The organism is Vibrio splendidus (assembly GCF_002873455.1).
GTDB lineage: Bacteria > Pseudomonadota > Gammaproteobacteria > Enterobacterales > Vibrionaceae > Vibrio > Vibrio splendidus_J.
On record NZ_MCUN01000012.1, the window covers coordinates 236,350 to 255,698 of the forward strand.

The window sequence follows — 19,349 nt, forward strand, 5'->3', positions numbered from 1 at the left end:
AAAAGCAATGATAGGCACAACCAATAAATGAACAATTATCTGATTTTTACAATCGATGCGCTATTTAGAACCACAAAATTAACAAAAAACCAGTCTTATAGTTCAATTAAAAGCAATAAAGTGAAGTGACAGGCTTGAGCAGGAAATGGATTAAATTGAGATAGATACACGCCGTGTGGTTCCATTTATACAAACAAAAAGAGCACCAACCGGTGCTCTTGCTATTCATAAGTCGATCCAGATTAGATCGTGAAGACTTGATAGTCTTTTAGGTTCGGAATGATTTTATGCAGCTCTTGCTCCTGCTCTGCCATCTCATCTAGAGAATCACAGAACTCATTCGCTTCCTCTTGTACTTGTTGAGAATGTTCTTTCATTCTCTCTTCAACTTTAAGCTTTAATTCAGCCATGCTATCAGCCATTTCGGTCAGATTTAGTCCGCCGTCTTGCTTCATTTTTTCTGACATCGCATTAAAGGCACTTGAGATAAACTCTTGGTTAAAGATCTCCTTAGCCTTTTCAAAATCTTCAGACCAACCATTCGCCATCGAATCGAAACTATCAGCCGGTAGGACTAACTCGCCATCTTTATAGTAACGAGCCTCTAATTCAGCAAAGTACGTTTTCATTGATTCTTTTACATTATCAAATGACTCAGGTGAATCTAGGCTAGCCGCAATATCATCAATCACGTCATTCGCTAACGCTAGGCTATCGTTAGCCATTTGTTTCGCTCGTGGTAAGTACTCACTCATGCTTTCGCGGTATTTTTCAATCGCCGCTTGTTGGTCGGCATCAAGTGCGACCTTTTCACCATGAATATAAAGATCGTTATTGCCATCAAGAATAGCTGTATCACCATTTACTTGATGGATTTCGACTTTCTGCTCGTCAATTCGTAGTTCATTTTTCAAATCAACTCGACACTGAGCTGCAAAGGTTGGCAGGCTCACAACAGCGGTAGCCACTGTTAATGATGCAATCAATACGCTTTTTTTCATAACACCCTCTCATCAATCTGCCCAACGACTATACCGCTAGTTTATGCTTCTTTGTCAGAAAAACGTTTATATTTACAAGCCTGTCATTCAGTCAATCGATACTACTTCATAGCAAAATTGTTTATCAGCGACCTTAAACTCAATTTCATCACCGACTTCTTTGCCCATTAGAGCCTGACCAAATGGTGCATTCGCCGTCACGATGGCAATCTCATTCTCATTCCACATGACAGAAAGTCCGCCGACTCTCGGCCCCATAAAAAAGTGTTTATATTTATCATGTTCGTCAATGACCACAATGTAGCTACTCACCGTAATACGCTCACTATCGCGCAACACTAAGTTACGATAACACTGAATGTCGTCTTCACACTCTTGCACTCTTACGGCTTGGCCATGAGCAAGATACGAAGCTTCTAATGCCAATGTATCGTACTTATGTTCAGGCACAGTCTCTTCATCGGTCGCAGCATCAATCGCACGCTGAGTCGCAGATTGGGCGATACGTAGTCGGGATTCGAGTTGCTCTAAGATTATTTGGCGAAGCTCAGACTTATTCATACTATTGGGGTGCTTTTCTATAGGAGCTACAGAATAGAATTAGGTACAATCAGGTGCAAGACATTTGATTCATCAAGCGACGCTATCATGAATGGACGCTCGCTTTATCATCAATACGACACTTAATAATTCAGGTAGAACATAAATGATTGAGCAGAAGTTAAAACAAGTATTCGGATTCGACTCACTGCGTAATGGGCAAAAGCAAGTCATTGATAATGTTCTATCTGGTCATTCGACAGCGGCCATATTCCCAACAGGCTCAGGTAAGTCGCTTTGCTATCAATTGCCAGCGCTAGCATTGCCACACTTAACCTTAGTGATATCGCCACTGTTAGCTTTAATGAAAGACCAGCTCAGCTTCTTGCACAGCAAAGGCATTAGCGCAGCTGCAATCGAATCAAGCCAAGACAGACAAACCACCCAACAAGTGATGCAGTCGGTACGTAACGGAGACACCAAGATCCTCATGATCTCCGTTGAGCGCTTGAAGAACGAGCGCTTTCGCCAGTTTATCTCCCAAGTGCCGATCTCGTTACTGGTGGTCGATGAAGCGCACTGTATTTCTGAATGGGGACATAACTTTAGACCAGATTACCTGAAGCTTCCCCAGTACCAAAAACAACTCAATATTCCTCAGGTACTGCTACTGACAGCCACCGCGACCACATCAGTGATCCAAGATATGAAGTCTAAGTTTGATATCGATGAGGAACGTGTGGTGGTTACGGGTTTCTATCGTCAAAACCTCGACCTGTCAATTCAACCTTGCGAACAAACCAGCAAGCTAGAAACCTTGTGCAATGTCGTTAACCAAGCTTCTCTCGCTCCGACTATTGTTTATGTCACCCTTCAACAAACAGCAGAAATGGTGGCTCAGCAACTTCGTAATGCTGGCGTTAATGCCGTGGCTTACCATGCGGGTCTTAAGCCTGAAAACCGAGATGTAATTCAACATCAATTCATGAATGATGACGTGAACTGTATCGTGGCCACCATTGCGTTTGGTATGGGCGTCGACAAGTCCAACATTCGCCGAGTGATTCACTTTGATTTACCAAAATCTATCGAGAATTACTCGCAAGAGATCGGCAGAGCTGGCCGAGACGGTCAACCTTCGGCATGTATTCTTCTCGCAAACAAATATGGCCTCAGTACGCTAGAGAACTTCGTATTTGGTGATACGCCGGATAACATCTCAATCCAAGCTGTCTTGAAAGAGATCTACGAAAACCAAAACATTGGGGCTTCTGGTGCAAACCAATGGGAGATCATGCTTAACCAACTATCGCGTGAATCTAACATTCGTCAACTTCCACTAAAAACACTGTTGGTTTATCTAGAAATTGAAGGCGTGATTGAACCTAAATACAGTTATTTTGCTGACTACAAATTTAAGTTTATTCGCCCGAAACAACAGATCACCGAACAGTTCCAAGGTGAACGTCGTCATTTTGTAGAAGCAATTTTCCAATGCTCTCCTCAAGCTAGAGTCTGGTGCCAAGTTGACTTCGATGCACTGTGGACACACTTCCAGGCTGATCGTCAGCGTGTTGTTACGGCTATCGATTATTTCAATGAACAAGGCTGGATTGAGTTGGAAAGTAAGCAGATCACCGATGTGTATGCGATCCACAACACCTCTGAAGATATGATGCAACTGTCAGATCGTCTAACTGAGTTGTTTAAGGCAAAAGAGAACAGTGAGATTAATCGCCTTAACCAAATGCTGAACTTCTTCGAAGCAGATACTTGTCTAAGCTCACGCCTAGCGAGCTACTTTGCCGATGATAAGGCACCAACTAACTGTGGTCATTGCTCTGTATGCCGTGGTGAGGTAGCAATATTACCAACTGTCGATGTTGACCCCGTTGACGACGAAACCGTAATGACATGGATCCATGAATTTGTATCGAAGAGTCAGCAATTGATCACAGACGAAGCCATTACCCGTTTTCTATGCGGAATCGCAACCCCGCTTTCAACCAAGCTTAAAGCCAGCAAAATGGTCGGTTACGGCAAGCTAGAGCAGCAACCATTCAGTGATACCTTGGCGCGAGTCAAACAACTTCCTAGATAAGGCATCTCACGTATTGATATAGAAACAGGCTAGGCTATGAAGCCTAGTCGGTGCTTATCGGTGAACTTCTCATCACTATCTATTCTCAATATCACCTATTCTCACGGCCCTCTATTCTTATTGCTCTCTAAACTAGACAGCCTAAAAGAAACTCAACTGACGCATCTGATCTTTGGGTTGTAGCATCACGCTCAAACCAAGCAAGCGTATTTCTCGTCCCTGTTGTCTTTTCAGTATTTCGCTTAACAGTTCTTTGAAGTGTTCGCGATCAAGAGAGGCGTGTATGTGTTCGATAGTGGTTTGCTGGAAATCGGCGAACTTGAGCTTAATCCCCTGCTTGATGATCGCTTTACTCGGGCTGGCTTTTTCGAGACGAGTTTCAAGCTCAGGAAACAGCTTATCTTCGATCACCTGCCAACATTCCTCGTAGGTAGAAATGTTTTGAGTAAAGGTGCGCTCTACTCCTACCGATTTTCGTTCACGCTCAATAACAACTTCCCGGTCATCAATGCCATGGCTGCGCTTCCATAGAGATGCACCTTGACGGCCAAACCTGAGCAATAGATCGCGATAATCAGATTCCTTAATATCCTTACAAGTAAAGAAGCCCGCTTGATGCAGCTTCTCAATGCTGACCTTGCCAACACCGGGAATCTTTTCGAGTGGGAGTTCGTCAATCATCGCTTGAACGTCTTGCGGAGGAATCACAAACTGTCCGTTGGGTTTATTCATATCCGACGCGACTTTCGCTAGAAACTTTATTGGAGCGATGCCAGCCGAAGCAGTCAGGTTGAGTTCATTCCAGATATCGTGACGAATCGCCTCTGCAATCAGTGTGGCCGAACCATGACATTGCTTGGAATCGGTGACATCAAGGAAAGCTTCATCCAAAGAAAGAGGTTCAATGATGGATGTGTATCGAGAAAAAATTTCGCGGATCTTTTTCGATATCTCGACGTAGACCGACATTCTCCCAGGAACAACCAACAGATTGGGACAAAGCTGCAGTGCTTTTCCTGTTGGCATTGCAGAACGAATACCAAACTTACGAGCTTCGTAATTACAGGTACTCAAAACCCCGCGCTGTTTTTCATGCCCCCCCACTGCGAGCGGTCGATTTCTATAAGATGGGTTATCTCGCATTTCTACAGCTGCGTGGTAAGACTATCGGGTAAAAAATGTAAATTTTAGTGAGATAGTGAGCAAATAACTTTTAAAATATATAGTTAAACTAAAAAATACACTTACATAATTCACTTACAGAAAATTCACGAGATTCGCAAGATAAATGCCTCGAAAACGCTTCATTTACACTTACATTTTCACCACTTGAGGGTCATCTGGGTGTTGGACTGACCTTCTTGAGGTTCTAACCCTACACTTAATCCAATAAGACGAATTCCTCGGCCATTAGCTCGCGCCCAAGCTTTTTTTAATAAAGCAGAGAAAAAAACTTTATCAAGACTGATTTGTTTATGTTCAACCGTTGTTTGCTGGAAGTCATCGAATTTAAGTTTAAGACCCTGACGGATTATTCTTTTATCATGAGAAACCTTACTGAATCGTCTCACTAGTTCATCATATAGTGATTCAATAACTTCTAGGCATTCTGATTCAGTCAAAATATCTTGAGCAAATGTCCGTTCAACACCAAGGGATTTTCTAATTCTTGTTGGTGTTACCTCACGACGATCAATTCCATGGCAGCGCTCCCATAGGGAACTGCCGAACTTACCAAAATGTTTGAGTAACATGTGTTGGTCGTAATTTTTAACATCAATACCTTGGTACAAACCAAGGTTATGCAGCTTCTCCAGTGTTACCTTACCAACACCGGGAATTAAGCCTAATTCTAGATCGTTAACAAATCTGTCTATTTCATCTGGAGTTACGACACAAATTCCGTTTGGTTTATTAATATCGGAAGCGACCTTTGCAACAAATTTGATAGGGGCTATTCCGGCACTGGCCGTAAGGTTTAATTCTGATTCAATGGCCTTTCGAATATCCTCTGCGATTAATGTTGCCGACCCCCTAAATAGTTGAGAATCTGTCACATCAAGGTAAGCCTCATCAAGCGATATAGGCTCAATAAGGTCGGTATAACGAGCAAAGATTGCATGGATCTGCTTGGATACAGCCTTATACTTTTCCATATCTCCACCTATAACCATTAGATTTGGGCATAGTTTAAGAGCATGAGCGGTCGCCATTGCAGAGCGAACACCATATTTTCGAGCAATATAGTTACATGTTGAGATCACACCACGCTGATTCTGGGAGCCACCAATCGCCAATGGTATATCCCTTAACTCAGGATAATCTCTCATTTCAACTGCGGCATAGTAACAGTCAAGGTCTATGTGTATGATTTTTTTCAGCATTTTCATTACACCCAAAACACAGGCAACCAAGTACTTAAAGTCACCATTAGCTTTATGTTACCCAAAAGCTCATTACAAACAAACTGAGCTCCACAAATATCCTCATTATTATACTGTATATCCAACCAGCTATCGAGAAGTGTATCTACAAAGAAAGTTTGCCGGTGGGAGTAAGGATGCTTACCATCACAGAATTTTCGGCTAAGTCACTAATTTTACGACCAATAGTAAAAACCTCGCTAAGAGCCAAGACTTTACCCTACGTCTTTCTGGGTCATAGATACTGTAAAGGTGTGAGTCACTTTTGCCCCATTATGATTCAGAGTAAATACTCATTCACATCATGTTAATGTGAATTTGCACTACAACAAGTAATGCGAAGTCTGCTCATTTAGGGTTCATACACTTTTTAGGAACCTAACTTCCTTGATTGTTGATAAAGTATTGACTTTTTATTTAAATTAGTAAGTGAAAAACGGCATGATGTAGAATGAAAGGCGGCTGTTAATCGTCTAATGAGCGTTATATTCACTGAGGGAAAATCTGATAAGATTTGAGGTGTAGTGGCATAGTGAATTTGGTGAAGTCGGATTAATTCTGTTTGTAAACGCCGCGCCCCTAAATTGCGTTTCTCACGGATCGTAAGGGTCAATGCTCTTAGCTCATCAGTGATCTTGGTATCCGGAGATGAATGGGGGCGTTTGCTTTGGCTTTCTAGACCTGTGATTCCTAACTGCTTATATCGCTTCGTCCACTTGCGCAATGTTGGCCTAGAAATACCACTTCGCCGACATACGAAGCCTGCATCACCACATTCCTATTACATTTTTACCCACTGTAGTCTTTGTTGGATTTCTCTGTCTATAGACACCCAGTATAGTTGAAATGATGTCTATGAATCACACAGATTAGAAAATGATTCTCAAACCTCAACTACTTGTATGGGGAAGTTTTCCCTGTGCGTCGAGCGTTTCGGGGAACTAGACCATAACGGCAACTAAAGCTTTCTAGCTTCACTTGCCAATGTAGCTTCACTTGCCAATGTAGCTTCAAATCAACCCTGTTAAATTAAGCATACAATCCGCACTATCTATAGTTTCCCTTCTATGAGCGATAGAGATAGTTGTTACGTTCAATCCTTTGATATTCTCCAAGATCGCCTTTTCGTTATTCATATCAAGATGACTAGTCGATTCATCTAAGCAAAGTATCTTAGGTTGACGATACAGAGCTCTTGCGAGAAACAGCCTTTGAAGTTGACCACCAGAAAAGCAACTTCCCATATCACCAACAAGTGAATGAAACCCCATAGGTAGAGATTCAATTTCTTCGAGAATACAAGCGGCACGACAAGATTCCTGCATTAGTTCGTAGTTAACATCGGAATCGAACATCGTAATATTCTCTTCTAGGGTTCCAGACAAAAGAACATCATCTTGCATAACGACTCCAAAGATACTTCTGTAGTCGGAAGGTGTAAGCTCTTGAATGTCTGAACCATTAATTAGAACTCTTCCGGAAGTCGGCTTAACAAGACCGAGAACAATCTTAAGCAACGTACTCTTCCCGCACCCTGAACTTCCTGTTATCACGGTGTTTAAATTTGGCTTAAATTCAAAGTTTAAGTTTCTAAATATCCAGTCATCATTACTTGAAAACCTGAAACTCACATTTTCTAGTGTAATCGTTGGCTCATTAACCAATGACACAGGAGACTTTAGTTCTCGGTGTTCCCTTTGATGCAACGTGATATCAGACAATCTGCCCAAATGGAGGTTAAGCATTTTAAACTCGATAAACTTATCTATAAAAGTTCTGATACTCGTAGTAAAAAGTACTTTGTAGGAGACAAAGGCTAAAATCATGCCCACACTCAATTGGCCTTCAATGGCTAAGATAGCGCCAAAGTAGATGATCAGAATGTTCTCAAAGCCAAAAATCAGTTTATTAAACGCCTCTTCAGAGATAGCAAGCTTACTTAATCGAATATCACTGTTAATTACTTCTGCATATCGGTTTAACCACAAGTTCTGCATTACACTTTCATGGCCAAAAGTTTTGATTGTTTTTATTGCTCGAACCGACTCCAAGAATGTAGAGTCTTCTTTAGCTTCTGAAGTAAGTAGCTCTTCAGATATCCTTCGCGTTGGAAAGTAAAATAACATTTGAATGGCAAAAGAAATCAAAACAGTCACCAGAGCAAGAGTAGCCAGAAAAGGGCTGTAGAGATACATCATGGCTAGGACTAAAGCTGCCATGAGTCCATCTATTGCCGACTCCACAAGACCTTCTGTCATCAAGTCTCTTATATAAGTCAGAGACTTGAATCTGGAAATTACATCACCTACGCTTCTTTTCTCAAAGTAATCTGTGGGTAACCGGAGCAAATGAAAAAAGATGTTTGCCCCCATTTGGATACTCAGTTGGCTACTAAATTTAACGACTAACCACTGTCTAAAGGAACTCACAAGAACATTGAGGACAGTCAACAATGAAAACCCTATCGCCAAGACAAGCAACAGTGGTTTGTCTTCACTAATTAGCACTTCATCTATTGTCCATTGTAAATAGTACGGAAACAGAATCGACATTAGTTGCATGACTAACGTCAGTCCAATTAGCAGAAAAAGTGTCTTATTTAGCCCAGTAATATTTTCCCACAACTGATTAACCTTCATCGTAGTTCTATTTTCAGCGGGCCTAAATTGGGACGTTGGAGTGAACTCCACAGCAATACCCGTGAAAGACTTACTTAACTCATTGAACGATAGCTTTCGCTTCCCAATCGCGGGATCACTGATATGGACAGCGTTCTTAGTCACTTTGGTTAGCACTACAAAGTGATCAAAATCCCAATGTAATATGCAGGGTAGTTTCAGATCTTTTACTTCATCTAAAGAGCACTTCAAGGCTCGACTCGATAAGTCTAAATTAGAGGCAAGTTCGACAATATCTCTAAGATTCATGCCCTTTGAACTAATCTGCGCGCTCTTTCTCATACTATGGAGGTCATTGTTGTTTCCATGGAAAGACAGAATCATCGCCAAAGACGCCAAACCACATTCTGCAACCTCGGATTGCATTATCAATGGTGCTCTTTTTAAATCATAAAAGTTCAGAAGGTCTTTGGGGTTGAAGAAGTTCGCTCCGCTAGTATTCTCGGCAGTCATTATTGAAAAATTCCTCTTACAGCAAACATCGGTTCAAGCATCCATTCAAAGATACTTCTCCTTTCTAGAATAATGTCTGCGTCAGCAAGCATGCCCACTTTCAAAGGGAACTGTTGCCCAAACGCATTGATGAACTGACGCTCGAGTTTAGCCTTAACGCGATATACAGGCTCTGTGATGTAAATTGGTGCTCTCTTCTCATCAGGTAAAATTAGGGATTTGTCGATACTCGTAATTGAACCGCTAACCATTCCAAATTTCTGGTAAGGAAAAGCTTCAAACCTCACTTTCACTTCGTCTCCAGTTTTAATGAAACCCGCAGACTTAGTTGGCAAGAAAAGCTCAATATCGAGTATTGAGCCTTCTGGGATTATTCTTAATAACGGTGATTGAGAGTTTACTCTAGAGCCTATAGAAGGTTGGATTGTTGTTATGTACCCAGACTCTGGTGCGGATTTGATGATTGCGACCTGACTACTGAGTTCATATTGCTTAGCCTGCAGGGCTGAAATTTCACGCATTTTAGCGACGTTCTTTAGCCTTTTGTTGGCCGGCAACAACTGTATACTCGCATCGATTTGTGATAGTTGAATCATCAGTTCTGAAATATCTTGCTCTATTTGCTCATGAGTACCCAGCAATTCAAGATAACGCTCCTCTGAATCAGAGAACTCAGAGCTAGATATATGCCCACTACCTAACAAACGCTTATGACGTTTAAGCTGTTCTTCTTTGATTCGTAGCCTTCTTGTTGTTGTATTTTTCACTTTCACAAGTGCATTCAAACTAGATTCTACGTCGGACTTTTGCGCAAGGAAGCTGTCCATTTCCTTATCGTAAATCTCATCAAAAATACCCATCTCTTCTCGCAAAGCTACTATTTGCTGCTCAATTTCTTCATTAAGAGCTTCAGAGAATTCAATACCACTGGTTAGCTTTTCACTGTTCACAATTTTGGCAATGGACGTCCCCTTTTCAACGTAGTCGCCTTCACTAACATACAGCGCGTCTAATGTCCCAGTCCGTCCGGAGTATACTTTCACAAGTCCTCGATCAGGAATTAGAAACCCTTTTACAGTTTCTTTTCTCGGGACCTGTGCTATGGATAAAAACGCCCCGCCCATAAGAAATATCGCTATGATCAACACAGCAATAGACCAAGTCCTAATGGATTGGTCTACAACAACGACCCCGGTGAGTCGGTTCCGGCTTGAATCAAGCGCTTCTTCTCTAAACATCTAAAACCTATTGCTAAATATCGTCACTGCTGTCAAAAAATGTAGTTTCATGCAAATCCTCGTTATATATCGCGCCGCACGTATTACACTTCATTTTTTTATGAGAGTTGGAGTAACCAAAACCACCGAATACCATTTCAAATATCTTCACGAAGCCAGATGTAGGTTCGTCATTACGCTCGATAGAATGTACTGTTTTTGATTTACATTGTTCACAAAATAGGTGCATTTAATATTCCAACCCTCTAACCAATTTTGACTCCAACAACGATGACATCACATCACCTCTAGAGCCGTGCTTTTCAAACAAATCGAATGCGGTACAAAAGTCTTGATTCATGATCTCTACTTTTGCTGTTAAAACATCAATATGGAAGCCCGTGATATCAACTTTTGAATCACGAATGTCGGTAATATTGGACGTAATTTCTTTTATACTTTTCTTGCAAGCTTCCAACTCAGATAGAACGAGCAACGCTTGAAAATATTGCCTATCACAGAGCTCTAGTTTCGCAGTTGTTAGAAGTGATGCTGCTTCCACATATCGTGATAAATAAATTAGTGAAAACAACAAGTAACAGTAACAACCTGAGATATACTCATCGTTCTGATTCTCATGGTTCTTTACTTGTTCTATAAACTCGGTTGCGTCTTGATAGTTGCCCGCTTGACAGCTTTCTTTGATGGAAAAGTAAACCCACCTGAAATCCGAAGATGATAGTTCGAGGTTTTTCTTGTTGAGAGCCGTATTTCTTTTCAGTTTGGATTTCATCTGGTCGAGAGAATACCCACTATGTAAAATTGGGCTATTAATGGAAACGTATGAAAAAGTTCGAGAATCATTGATTGGCTTTACGATCTCATGCACATAACCAACATAACTGAAATATCTTCTGTTAAAAATACGAGATATATTTGATGCTACAGACCCGCCTTCATCCTCGACCGTAACCTCGAATATGTTCGTATCAATATCGTTGGAGAGCAATAACTCCGTAAGTTCTTGAAAAAACGAAGAACAACCTACACTCTCGTCCGAATCAATGTGAAATACCACGTCGTTTGAGCATAAACTCGAAAGATGGTTTCGCATTTTTGCGAAGTTACTTTCCCACGCCTTGTAATACACATTCACTTTAGAGTTCGTGTAGTGACGGCAAAGGTCATCATAGATCTTGGGGTTTGTTGCGAGTATGACCACTTCATCACTATCGTTAATGACACTCGAAACCGTTTCTTTCATCCTCTGAGAAAACGTATCCGTCATAACACACGTTGAGAACTTAGTCATGGGCACCTCAAAACACTGAATGGCTTTCGTTCGAGTCTCTGGATCTAGGGCTCTTAGCAATGTGACCAGTGTGTCTAAGTCCGTTGTATATCTATCGAACAATGCACAGATTGCTTTTTCGAAGTACTTCATGTTGGTAATTTTACCTAGATATGGAACCAACTTTTGGGCAGAAACATAATGTTCAGAGTTGGGATATGCAGCCCAATCAATGACTAAATACATCATAAAGAACTCGTCCGATGCATCTTTACGATGATTCTCTAAAGACAAGTGGAAGTTTCTCATTAGTTTTTGTTTCTTGATGATCGTGTCATTTTCATATCCATAATGAAGGATTTCTAATTCACTAAAATATGGCTCTTTACTCTTCAATGGAGTGAGTTGCTCATGAACAACACCGTGGTAGTAAAATTCATCCTTCTTAAAGATACGTGGTATGGAGTACCCTTTTTCTTCTTCCTCTCCGACGCTAACGATACTAGGATAAATCGCATTAATATCTTCTGGCAAAGAAGCAATTATTTCTTTCAACTGACAAGGTTCTTTCAAGACTTCATCAGCATCAATGGTCACCACCCAGTTATAATTCACTTTTTCCAGAGCAAAATTTCTAGCCGCCGCGAAGTCATCACGCCATTCAATTTCAAATACTTTTATCTTTGACGTATTAATTTCTTTAACAATGTTAATTGTTCTATCTTTAGAACCTGTGTCAACAATGATAATTTCTTCGACATGATGGAGTAGCGACATAACCGCATCTTTTATGCTCGCCTCTTCATTCTTACAAATGATATATGATGATAATTTAACCATTATCTACACTCTCTTTATTATCTAGACGCTAACTCCTTACACTTTAAAAAAAGCGCAGACCATTTAGTCAGCGCTCATAAAACAACCAATAGATATTAACCTTAATCGTCAATACAAATCAGCCTTGTTCAGTTGACTAAAATGCACAATTAACGCTCTGAGCAACGTTTTTCACGATGATTTTTCGTTTTATCTTTGTTCTTGTTGTATTCTCTAACAGCTCTAGAAAGACCGCGGCTACAACCTCCACCAACAAGCATCATCTCTTCTGATGTTAATAGTTCTGACATTTTAAATTCCTTATATATTAAATAGATAGCCTTATATGGGCATAAATATTAAAACCATTATCACTATTGCTACGCAAGTAAAATTTATAAAAACCACAGAATTTTACAATAAGCGTGATCTATATCACCACTCCGGAAAATAGGTGGTGTGAATTATTTATTCCTATTGTTAATATCAGATTGGTTATTTTTAAATGGTTAGTGACTTAATGGTCAATAATACTTAAGGGAATTATGAAAAATAATAAAAGAAATTTAACTCTCGCTTCTATTGTCATCGTAATTATAATTATGCTTAGCCAAAGAAATACTAAACCAAATTTTAACTTCCCTGAATGCGAAGGTGAAATAAGCGTTAATTCCAATGTTACCTTTTATATTGATGATAATGTTAGTAGCAAGGAAGGGTTAAAAGGCAGATTGCAAGAAGCGGTAAAGATGTCAAATACGATATTGTCTAACTCATGCATCCCTATAACTCGAGTATTCAAGGAGAGCCATTCTGTATCAATATCTCATGACAGTATGTCTATCTCCACTGTCCATTCAGACCTAAAACAAGCAATCGGTTCTTCAAAGATAAACTCGTTTTTAGACGATCCAAAAGAGCAGTACGTTTTGGTTTTAAATGATAGCCACCCATTAGTCATCGAAGAAGAGATTAATGGGATGACAATGGTCAATCTGAACGACAGCTTTGTGCTCCTTACTGAAAGCTTCCCTATTGCCGTGCTAGAACACGAGCTCGGACATTTAGGGTGGGCAATGCATGAGCGACCTAACTCTGAAAGTGGAAACTTTTGGATCATTGAACAGGTTTTTGCTGAAAATAGAAGTAAAGTAAAACCTTATTCTGGAGCTTTTCATTGTTCTAACTACGGGACAGTCATGAGTTATTCTGAAAAGGTTGTCCCTGCTTATTCAAGCCCTCTGATCAGCAACAATGGTGAACCATGCGGTAATGAAGAGTATGCGGACAATGCCAGAGTTATGCGAGAGTATGCGAAAACTTTGCAGTGAAGTGTCCACCTCTTCATCGTTAGAGCAGAGGTTGTTGACAGCACCCCTAAGTAAATGCAGTGTATCAATATGTTTTTGTTCTGTAGTGGCTAAGAGAATTTGGCCACCATTAGAGGTTTTGCTATACCTAAAGTAATCCGTTAAATGTTAATTTAACAATACATATAACACGGAAATGTCCAGAGGCTTCATAGACCTGAAGTTTTACTCGTGGCACTTTTCTCAAAAAGTGCCAGCTAACACAGATCTGCCCCAAAGTGTGTTTCGAGCGTTCAAAAGCTCTTTCAGCAAATAATGATTTGACTTAATTTTCTTCATGTATAGAACTCTAACTATGTGACCAAATTAGTTAATCCACCACACAATAATTATCGCTAGCGGCTAACGACATATCTTATATCTTTGACAGATTTTCGTCTAAAAGAAAAAGGGGCAATACGCTTTTCGGAGTGGACTTGAACGACGTCAGGCTCAAACTTGCACCTTCCTTTTCCTAATTTCTATTCTGAGCTCTAAGTGAGAGAGCGCCCACTTAGGGTTATGTTGATGTTTAGCGCAGTCTGAGGTTCTTAGCGACATAACGGTTAAATTGTTCTGCTGATAGTACTGAGTTGGTTAACAATTGCAGTACTAAATACATATTTAGTTCAATGGAGTAGGGATATCGTTCATATAATGCTTTAAGACTATTCGGTACTTTAGTTGAACTAATGGTTTAGAAAACTTACAGTCAGGTTGTAGGCAGTTGCAAGAAATTAAACAGAGTAGAATTATGAAGTTAGGATTAAAACGCGTAGACCGCACAAAAGAGTTACTAACAATGTTCGCCAGTGAGCAAGGTTTTGAGATATTTGAACCTCAACAGGATGTTGCCCGGCTGTTCGTATCCTATATTGACAGAAATGGACTCAGAAAGCATTGCTGCTATGAACTGGACGGAAGTAAAGATGAAGACGTGAAATATGTATACAATTTCAGTAATGTATCTTCGCCACTTGTAGCAAAAAAATGCATAAGGGAATTTTTTCAACAACCCTTTACCCCTGACGAATGGTTAGCCAGTCACAGCCTAATCGAACTGCCAAAGAGCGCTTTATTTTCATACACCGAGTACTGCTTAGTACCAAAAGATAGAGTGGAAGAAAAAAACTCATTTTATTTCACCTACTCATCACCGCTGACACGAGTCTCGAAAATTGGCTGTAAGTTAGAAATAGCTAGCAGACTCAAGCAAGGGAGCAAATTGGATGATGTTCAAGCTAAATCGATTCTCGACAAAGTCGCAGCCAAGCATGAACGAACAGTAAATCAAATGCGCCCTGGTGATGTTATCTTTACGAATAACTCGCAGTTATCAAACGTAGACAAAAAGGTGTTACCAAGTGGACATGAAGGTTTTAGCCATGTAGCTATATTCGGCAGTCATGGGCTCATAGTCGAAGCGACTCTTGAAAAAGGGTTTAAAGGAAGCGCTCGTGAGATGCCAGCTGCTTTAGTGCTGGATTGTGCAAAAAACGGCTATGCGGTGGTTCGTGCTATGCCCGATGCGGTTATTGATCCTGCAGTAGACCTAGCACCCACATTATTTGATAAGGGCAAAAAGTACAGCCTCTGGAGTTTGGTACTACCGCTCATCAATAGTGTTACCAATTGTATAGGTATAACGCCATTTTCAGGTCAACTCGCCCCCGAGACCTTTATCTGTACTCAATATGTCAATTACATACTGCGTAGCTATAGTGAGTCGCCACATTCTTTAGCCAGCTTAGAATCAACCAAAGCAGAACGCATAGCAGAACTCAAACATGGAAACGAGTTTAGTGCGGAGCTGGACTATCAATCTCCAAACATAATGTATAATCGCTACTGCCAAGCAGGGATGCTAGAGTTTTTGTCTACGGTGAAATCAGATGTAAATGCAAGCATAACAGTGGAGTAGGATTTGAGATAGGGAACTCAATCACTTGAAAAACAGGTGATACCGGAGGCCATTTTCCAAAACCAATACATTTGGAAGGGGTAGTAGAATGAAACGACCAACATCCATAACATAGTAATTCACTCTGCTTGCCGGTTGTCATCGTACAGGCTCAGTTTAGCGCTAATGAGTTACTTGAATAAAACGGGTCAGTGTCTCGTTAAGCTGACCACGGCTAATCGCAAAAATTTATAACTAGAAAATCTCCAAAAGCTTTATAGAACCGATTTGTTACTCGTGGCATATTTCTCTCAAAGTGCCAGAATTTGCAACAACTCATACATGCCCCAATGATCCAACAGGTTGTTAGACAAAACTCTAGTATCTAATTATGCAGAGAGTATTGTAAAATTGCGAAGCAACCTGTTTCGTGAATTATTTCTGTCCAGAATCGTTGCAACAGGTACTTTTTGACTCAGAAGTGCCAGATTCTGTCAGAAATTTATCAAACTTTAGTCACTGTATGCTTGCCAATAGTTTGCAAAACCTAAATATTCGTCCAGACTCTTTATCCTAAAATAAAAATTAGGTCTGTATCATGAATCGATACCTTTTAATTCTTTTTGTCTCATTGACATCAATTGCGGGCTGCTCGGCACTTGATGACCCCAAATATTATACTCAACAGTCTGCAAACATAGAAAAGACTAACAGGCAAATTGTCATCTTCTTTGATGGAACTGACAACACATTATACCCTCTGCTAGCCGATAACCGTAATACAAACGTTGGCAAACTTTGGCACCATCTAAGCACCATAGAGAGAAACGATTTACTAAAATTCTATATCGAAGGGGTCGGTGCTGGTGGCAAGACGATAGGCGCGGCAACTGGTTGGGGAATTGATTATCGAGTAAAGAAGGCCTACTCATATGTTCTACAAAATTATAAGGCTGATGATGAAATTCATATAATAGGGTTCAGTCGGGGGGCTTATTCCGCACGTATACTTGCATCTATGTTAAACATAGCAGGCGTACCACAAATACCATCGTCGAGCTCTTTGGATGACTACCAAGATATTAGCGCACAGATATACGACAACTTCAAAGGTGAAATGACGGCACAAGAGCGTAAAGAAAAGTTGTGTAAGCACGTCAAGGTATTCAATTCAGAATGCAACGACTTAACTGTACGTGTTAATACTCTAATTCTCTTTGACACAGTTGAAACTCTTGGTGCTGTAGATACATGGGAAGCTGCTTTATACAAGTTGGGTATACGCAAAGGTAGTATTGATGTGGGAGAAAGGAACAAGCGGTACGGCGATCAGCTCTGCAATGTTGATTTAGCTTTACATGCTTTATCTATTGACGATAATCGTCCCGATGTTTTCACTCCACGCTTGCTGACGCTAGATCATGTCTACAGGAACTGCATTGAGGATACCTCCGCTGATATTTCCAGATACAAAAACGTTAGAGAAGTTTGGTTTTCAGGTGCGCACTCAGATGTGGGTGGTGGCTATGAGAATATAACGGGGCAAGAAAGCTTAAGAAGCAATATATCTCTAAAATGGGTATATGAACAATTAGCAAAAGATAGAGGCAAGCTCCTCAAGGATGTGCCAACATTGGAAACAAGCTCAACAGCCATAACGCATAACGCGCATTTACACGGTGAATCAATATACCGAAAAGGACAGAGAGAAATCCCTGGCCATGCAAAAAGCTCTAAAAAAATTGAAGGATTAAAGCACAACATTCACTGCTCTGTAATTGAAAAACTCGCGACTCAAGCAATTGCGGAACATGAGTACAAGTGGTTAGCTGAGCAAGAAACAGGACAATGCTTAGTTCGTCAAAAAGATGGCTATTTACATTACTCTGGTTCAGCCACTCCGCGGAAAGCTTGTAGCGATAAGAATATTGTTCTAGATTCGACGCATTGCAGCTTCACGATTTATCAACCTGAACCCACTATGTAGTATGAACAAAGTCTACTCAGTAATATCCAAATAGGGTTTGGACTGTAGCGGATGAATTATATTAGCCAATCAATAAGTGAATTTACAATACTTCAGGTTATCCGTTATGAGCTAATCGAAGAAAAGGGCTAGCTCATTTGTGTCCAGAGGCTTCTCAGCGATATCATCGCTAGCAAGCTTCTGCCCCATTGTGTGTTTCAACGATTAGATAGGTGGTCAAATTCAACACACTTTTACTTATTTTATCTTATGCTTTTTCGAACACACCGTTCGACCCAAAACGATGACCATCGAGCAGTTCATTAGCCTCTCCTAATGGGTAGATAACAGGTTCGAACTCTGTCGTTAGAGCATTTCAAAACAATGACTTAGCTAAAGTCACAGCTAAAGTCACAGCTAAATTATTTTTTACTTACGTCCACAAGATGTCCACCACTTTCAACTTTGAACCTCAAACTAGGCTCTAAATATAAAAACCACCCGAAGGTGGTTTTACGTTGTAAGTTAAGAGCGTTAGCGTTATTTAGAATCACTTTATGGCAAAATTAGGTATTCAAAAAACGACCGCGCCCAACTTATTTAACTATATTTAACTAAGTCATACGTGCAAAGAATTGCTCGGTAGTTAGTATCATCTTTGTCTTCGATTTCACGAAGATAAGCTTCTACTTCTTCTAACTCTAAATCTCTATTAAACGTAGACCATGCAATTGCATAATATTGGTTTGTCGCTGAGATACACTCATCAGCTTCAATCGCTGCGATTGAAGTATGCCCCACCTTCGCACAACTAGGACACCTCTTCATAAGCCCTTCTATCTTCTCAACTTGTTGTGCTTTCAACTTCTCTGCACACTCCAAAGATGGGCAAATTTCACTAAACGCAAACATCGGGAAGTATTGACTTACCTGAATGCGATGCTTGTCGATCAACTCTAGAAGTTGTGAATTACTCTCTTCCACAATGTCAAAGTAGTTCGACATCATCTCACTTGTGGTTTGGAAGCTATAGGTAATAGTCTTTACTGAACCGATAGCGATAATCTTATCGCTGTTGTTGATTGAGTCTAAGTCCTCAGTAATATTTACCTTGATGCTACCACCCGCATAAATCTCTTTAACAATGTTCTGAACCTTACGCACATCCATCGCGGATACAGGTAGTGATAGGTTAGCGAGAGCATCATAAATTGCGGTGAAGTTGTTAGTTTTGATTTTATTGATACGAATAGTGGCAAAACCTTGCATGTCAATATCATGCTCTCCAGTTTCCACTGATTCTGAATCAGGATCGTACTCTACTAGCAGAAAATTATTCCTAATTTTCTCCGCTTCTGGTGAGTTTTTCTCAACGTAAGTGAAAACTGTTTTGAGAATACTCTTTATATTCTCGTCACCAATGTTATAGCCAAGAAATACAATTGGGTTGTGTATGAACATAGACAGGAGCTGAGCTCGTATCAGCTCGAACTTTTTCTCAAAATTCGCGTAGTCTTCTTGTGTAATGATGACTTTTGAGGCATCAGTGACACAACCATGAATCTTGTATACAGAGCCATAAGGGTTGCTTTGTAGTGGCATAGTGAATTT

The 19,349-nt window shown here is 40.4% G+C and carries 12 protein-coding genes and 2 pseudogenes; 4 read left to right on the forward strand and 10 right to left on the reverse strand.

The window, feature by feature from the left end; genetic code table 11:
* Positions 1-242: 242 nt before the first annotated feature.
* On the reverse strand, positions 243-1,001 hold the full coding sequence (locus tag BCU75_RS12655) for a YggN family protein (RefSeq protein WP_102474053.1): 759 nt from the start codon (positions 999-1,001) through the stop codon (positions 243-245).
* Positions 1,002-1,088: 87 nt separating this feature from the next.
* Positions 1,089-1,562, reverse strand: coding sequence for a GreA/GreB family elongation factor (locus tag BCU75_RS12660; RefSeq protein WP_102474054.1), 474 nt, complete (start codon positions 1,560-1,562; stop codon positions 1,089-1,091).
* A gap of 145 nt (positions 1,563-1,707) precedes the next feature.
* On the opposite strand from BCU75_RS12660, the gene BCU75_RS12665 reads away from it, so the two are divergent.
* On the forward strand, positions 1,708-3,642 hold the full coding sequence (locus BCU75_RS12665; protein ID WP_102474055.1) for a RecQ family ATP-dependent DNA helicase: 1,935 nt from the start codon (positions 1,708-1,710) through the stop codon (positions 3,640-3,642).
* 141 nt (positions 3,643-3,783) lie between these two features.
* Here BCU75_RS12665 and dinB (BCU75_RS12670) read toward each other — a convergent pair.
* The 7 genes and pseudogenes from dinB (BCU75_RS12670) to BCU75_RS24255 all read right to left on the reverse strand — a co-directional run.
* Positions 3,784-4,803 (reverse strand): annotated as a pseudogene (gene dinB / locus BCU75_RS12670) (DNA polymerase IV); the annotation flags it as partial.
* Positions 4,804-4,964: 161 nt separating this feature from the next.
* Entirely contained in the window at positions 4,965-6,026 is a 1,062-nt protein-coding gene (dinB, locus tag BCU75_RS12675; protein WP_198593423.1) for a DNA polymerase IV, read from the reverse strand.
* A gap of 508 nt (positions 6,027-6,534) precedes the next feature.
* Positions 6,535-6,891: pseudogene (locus BCU75_RS12680) on the reverse strand (helix-turn-helix domain-containing protein); the annotation flags it as partial.
* 184 nt (positions 6,892-7,075) lie between these two features.
* A complete protein-coding gene (locus tag BCU75_RS12685) occupies positions 7,076-9,196 on the reverse strand; it encodes a peptidase domain-containing ABC transporter (RefSeq protein WP_102474057.1) in 2,121 nt (706 codons plus the stop codon).
* Positions 9,196-10,434, reverse strand: coding sequence for an HlyD family secretion protein (locus BCU75_RS12690; RefSeq protein WP_102474058.1), 1,239 nt, complete (start codon positions 10,432-10,434; stop codon positions 9,196-9,198). The genes BCU75_RS12685 and BCU75_RS12690 overlap by 1 nt, the downstream gene beginning before the upstream one ends.
* A 229-nt stretch (positions 10,435-10,663) precedes the next feature.
* Positions 10,664-12,544 (reverse strand): glycosyltransferase family 2 protein, encoded by a 1,881-nt coding sequence (locus BCU75_RS24570; RefSeq protein WP_241905376.1) that lies wholly within the window; start codon positions 12,542-12,544, stop codon positions 10,664-10,666.
* Between the two features lie 149 nt (positions 12,545-12,693).
* Positions 12,694-12,834 carry a hypothetical protein gene (locus BCU75_RS24255; protein ID WP_157933907.1) on the reverse strand — a complete coding sequence of 47 codons (141 nt, stop codon included), beginning with the start codon at positions 12,832-12,834 and terminating at the stop codon, positions 12,694-12,696.
* A gap of 234 nt (positions 12,835-13,068) precedes the next feature.
* Between BCU75_RS24255 and BCU75_RS12710 the strand changes: the two genes are divergently transcribed.
* From BCU75_RS12710 to BCU75_RS12720, 3 genes are all read left to right on the forward strand, one after another.
* Positions 13,069-13,854, forward strand: coding sequence for a hypothetical protein (locus BCU75_RS12710; protein WP_102474060.1), 786 nt, complete (start codon positions 13,069-13,071; stop codon positions 13,852-13,854).
* 772 nt (positions 13,855-14,626) lie between these two features.
* Positions 14,627-15,793, forward strand: coding sequence for a hypothetical protein (locus BCU75_RS12715; RefSeq protein WP_102474061.1), 1,167 nt, complete (start codon positions 14,627-14,629; stop codon positions 15,791-15,793).
* Between the two features lie 577 nt (positions 15,794-16,370).
* Positions 16,371-17,759, forward strand: a complete 1,389-nt coding sequence (locus BCU75_RS12720; protein ID WP_102474062.1) for a T6SS phospholipase effector Tle1-like catalytic domain-containing protein — start codon at positions 16,371-16,373, stop codon at positions 17,757-17,759.
* A gap of 579 nt (positions 17,760-18,338) precedes the next feature.
* Here BCU75_RS12720 and BCU75_RS12725 read toward each other — a convergent pair.
* Positions 18,339-19,349: SIR2 family protein (locus BCU75_RS12725; RefSeq protein ID WP_102474071.1), on the reverse strand; the 1,011-nt coding region annotated here is incomplete at its 5' end.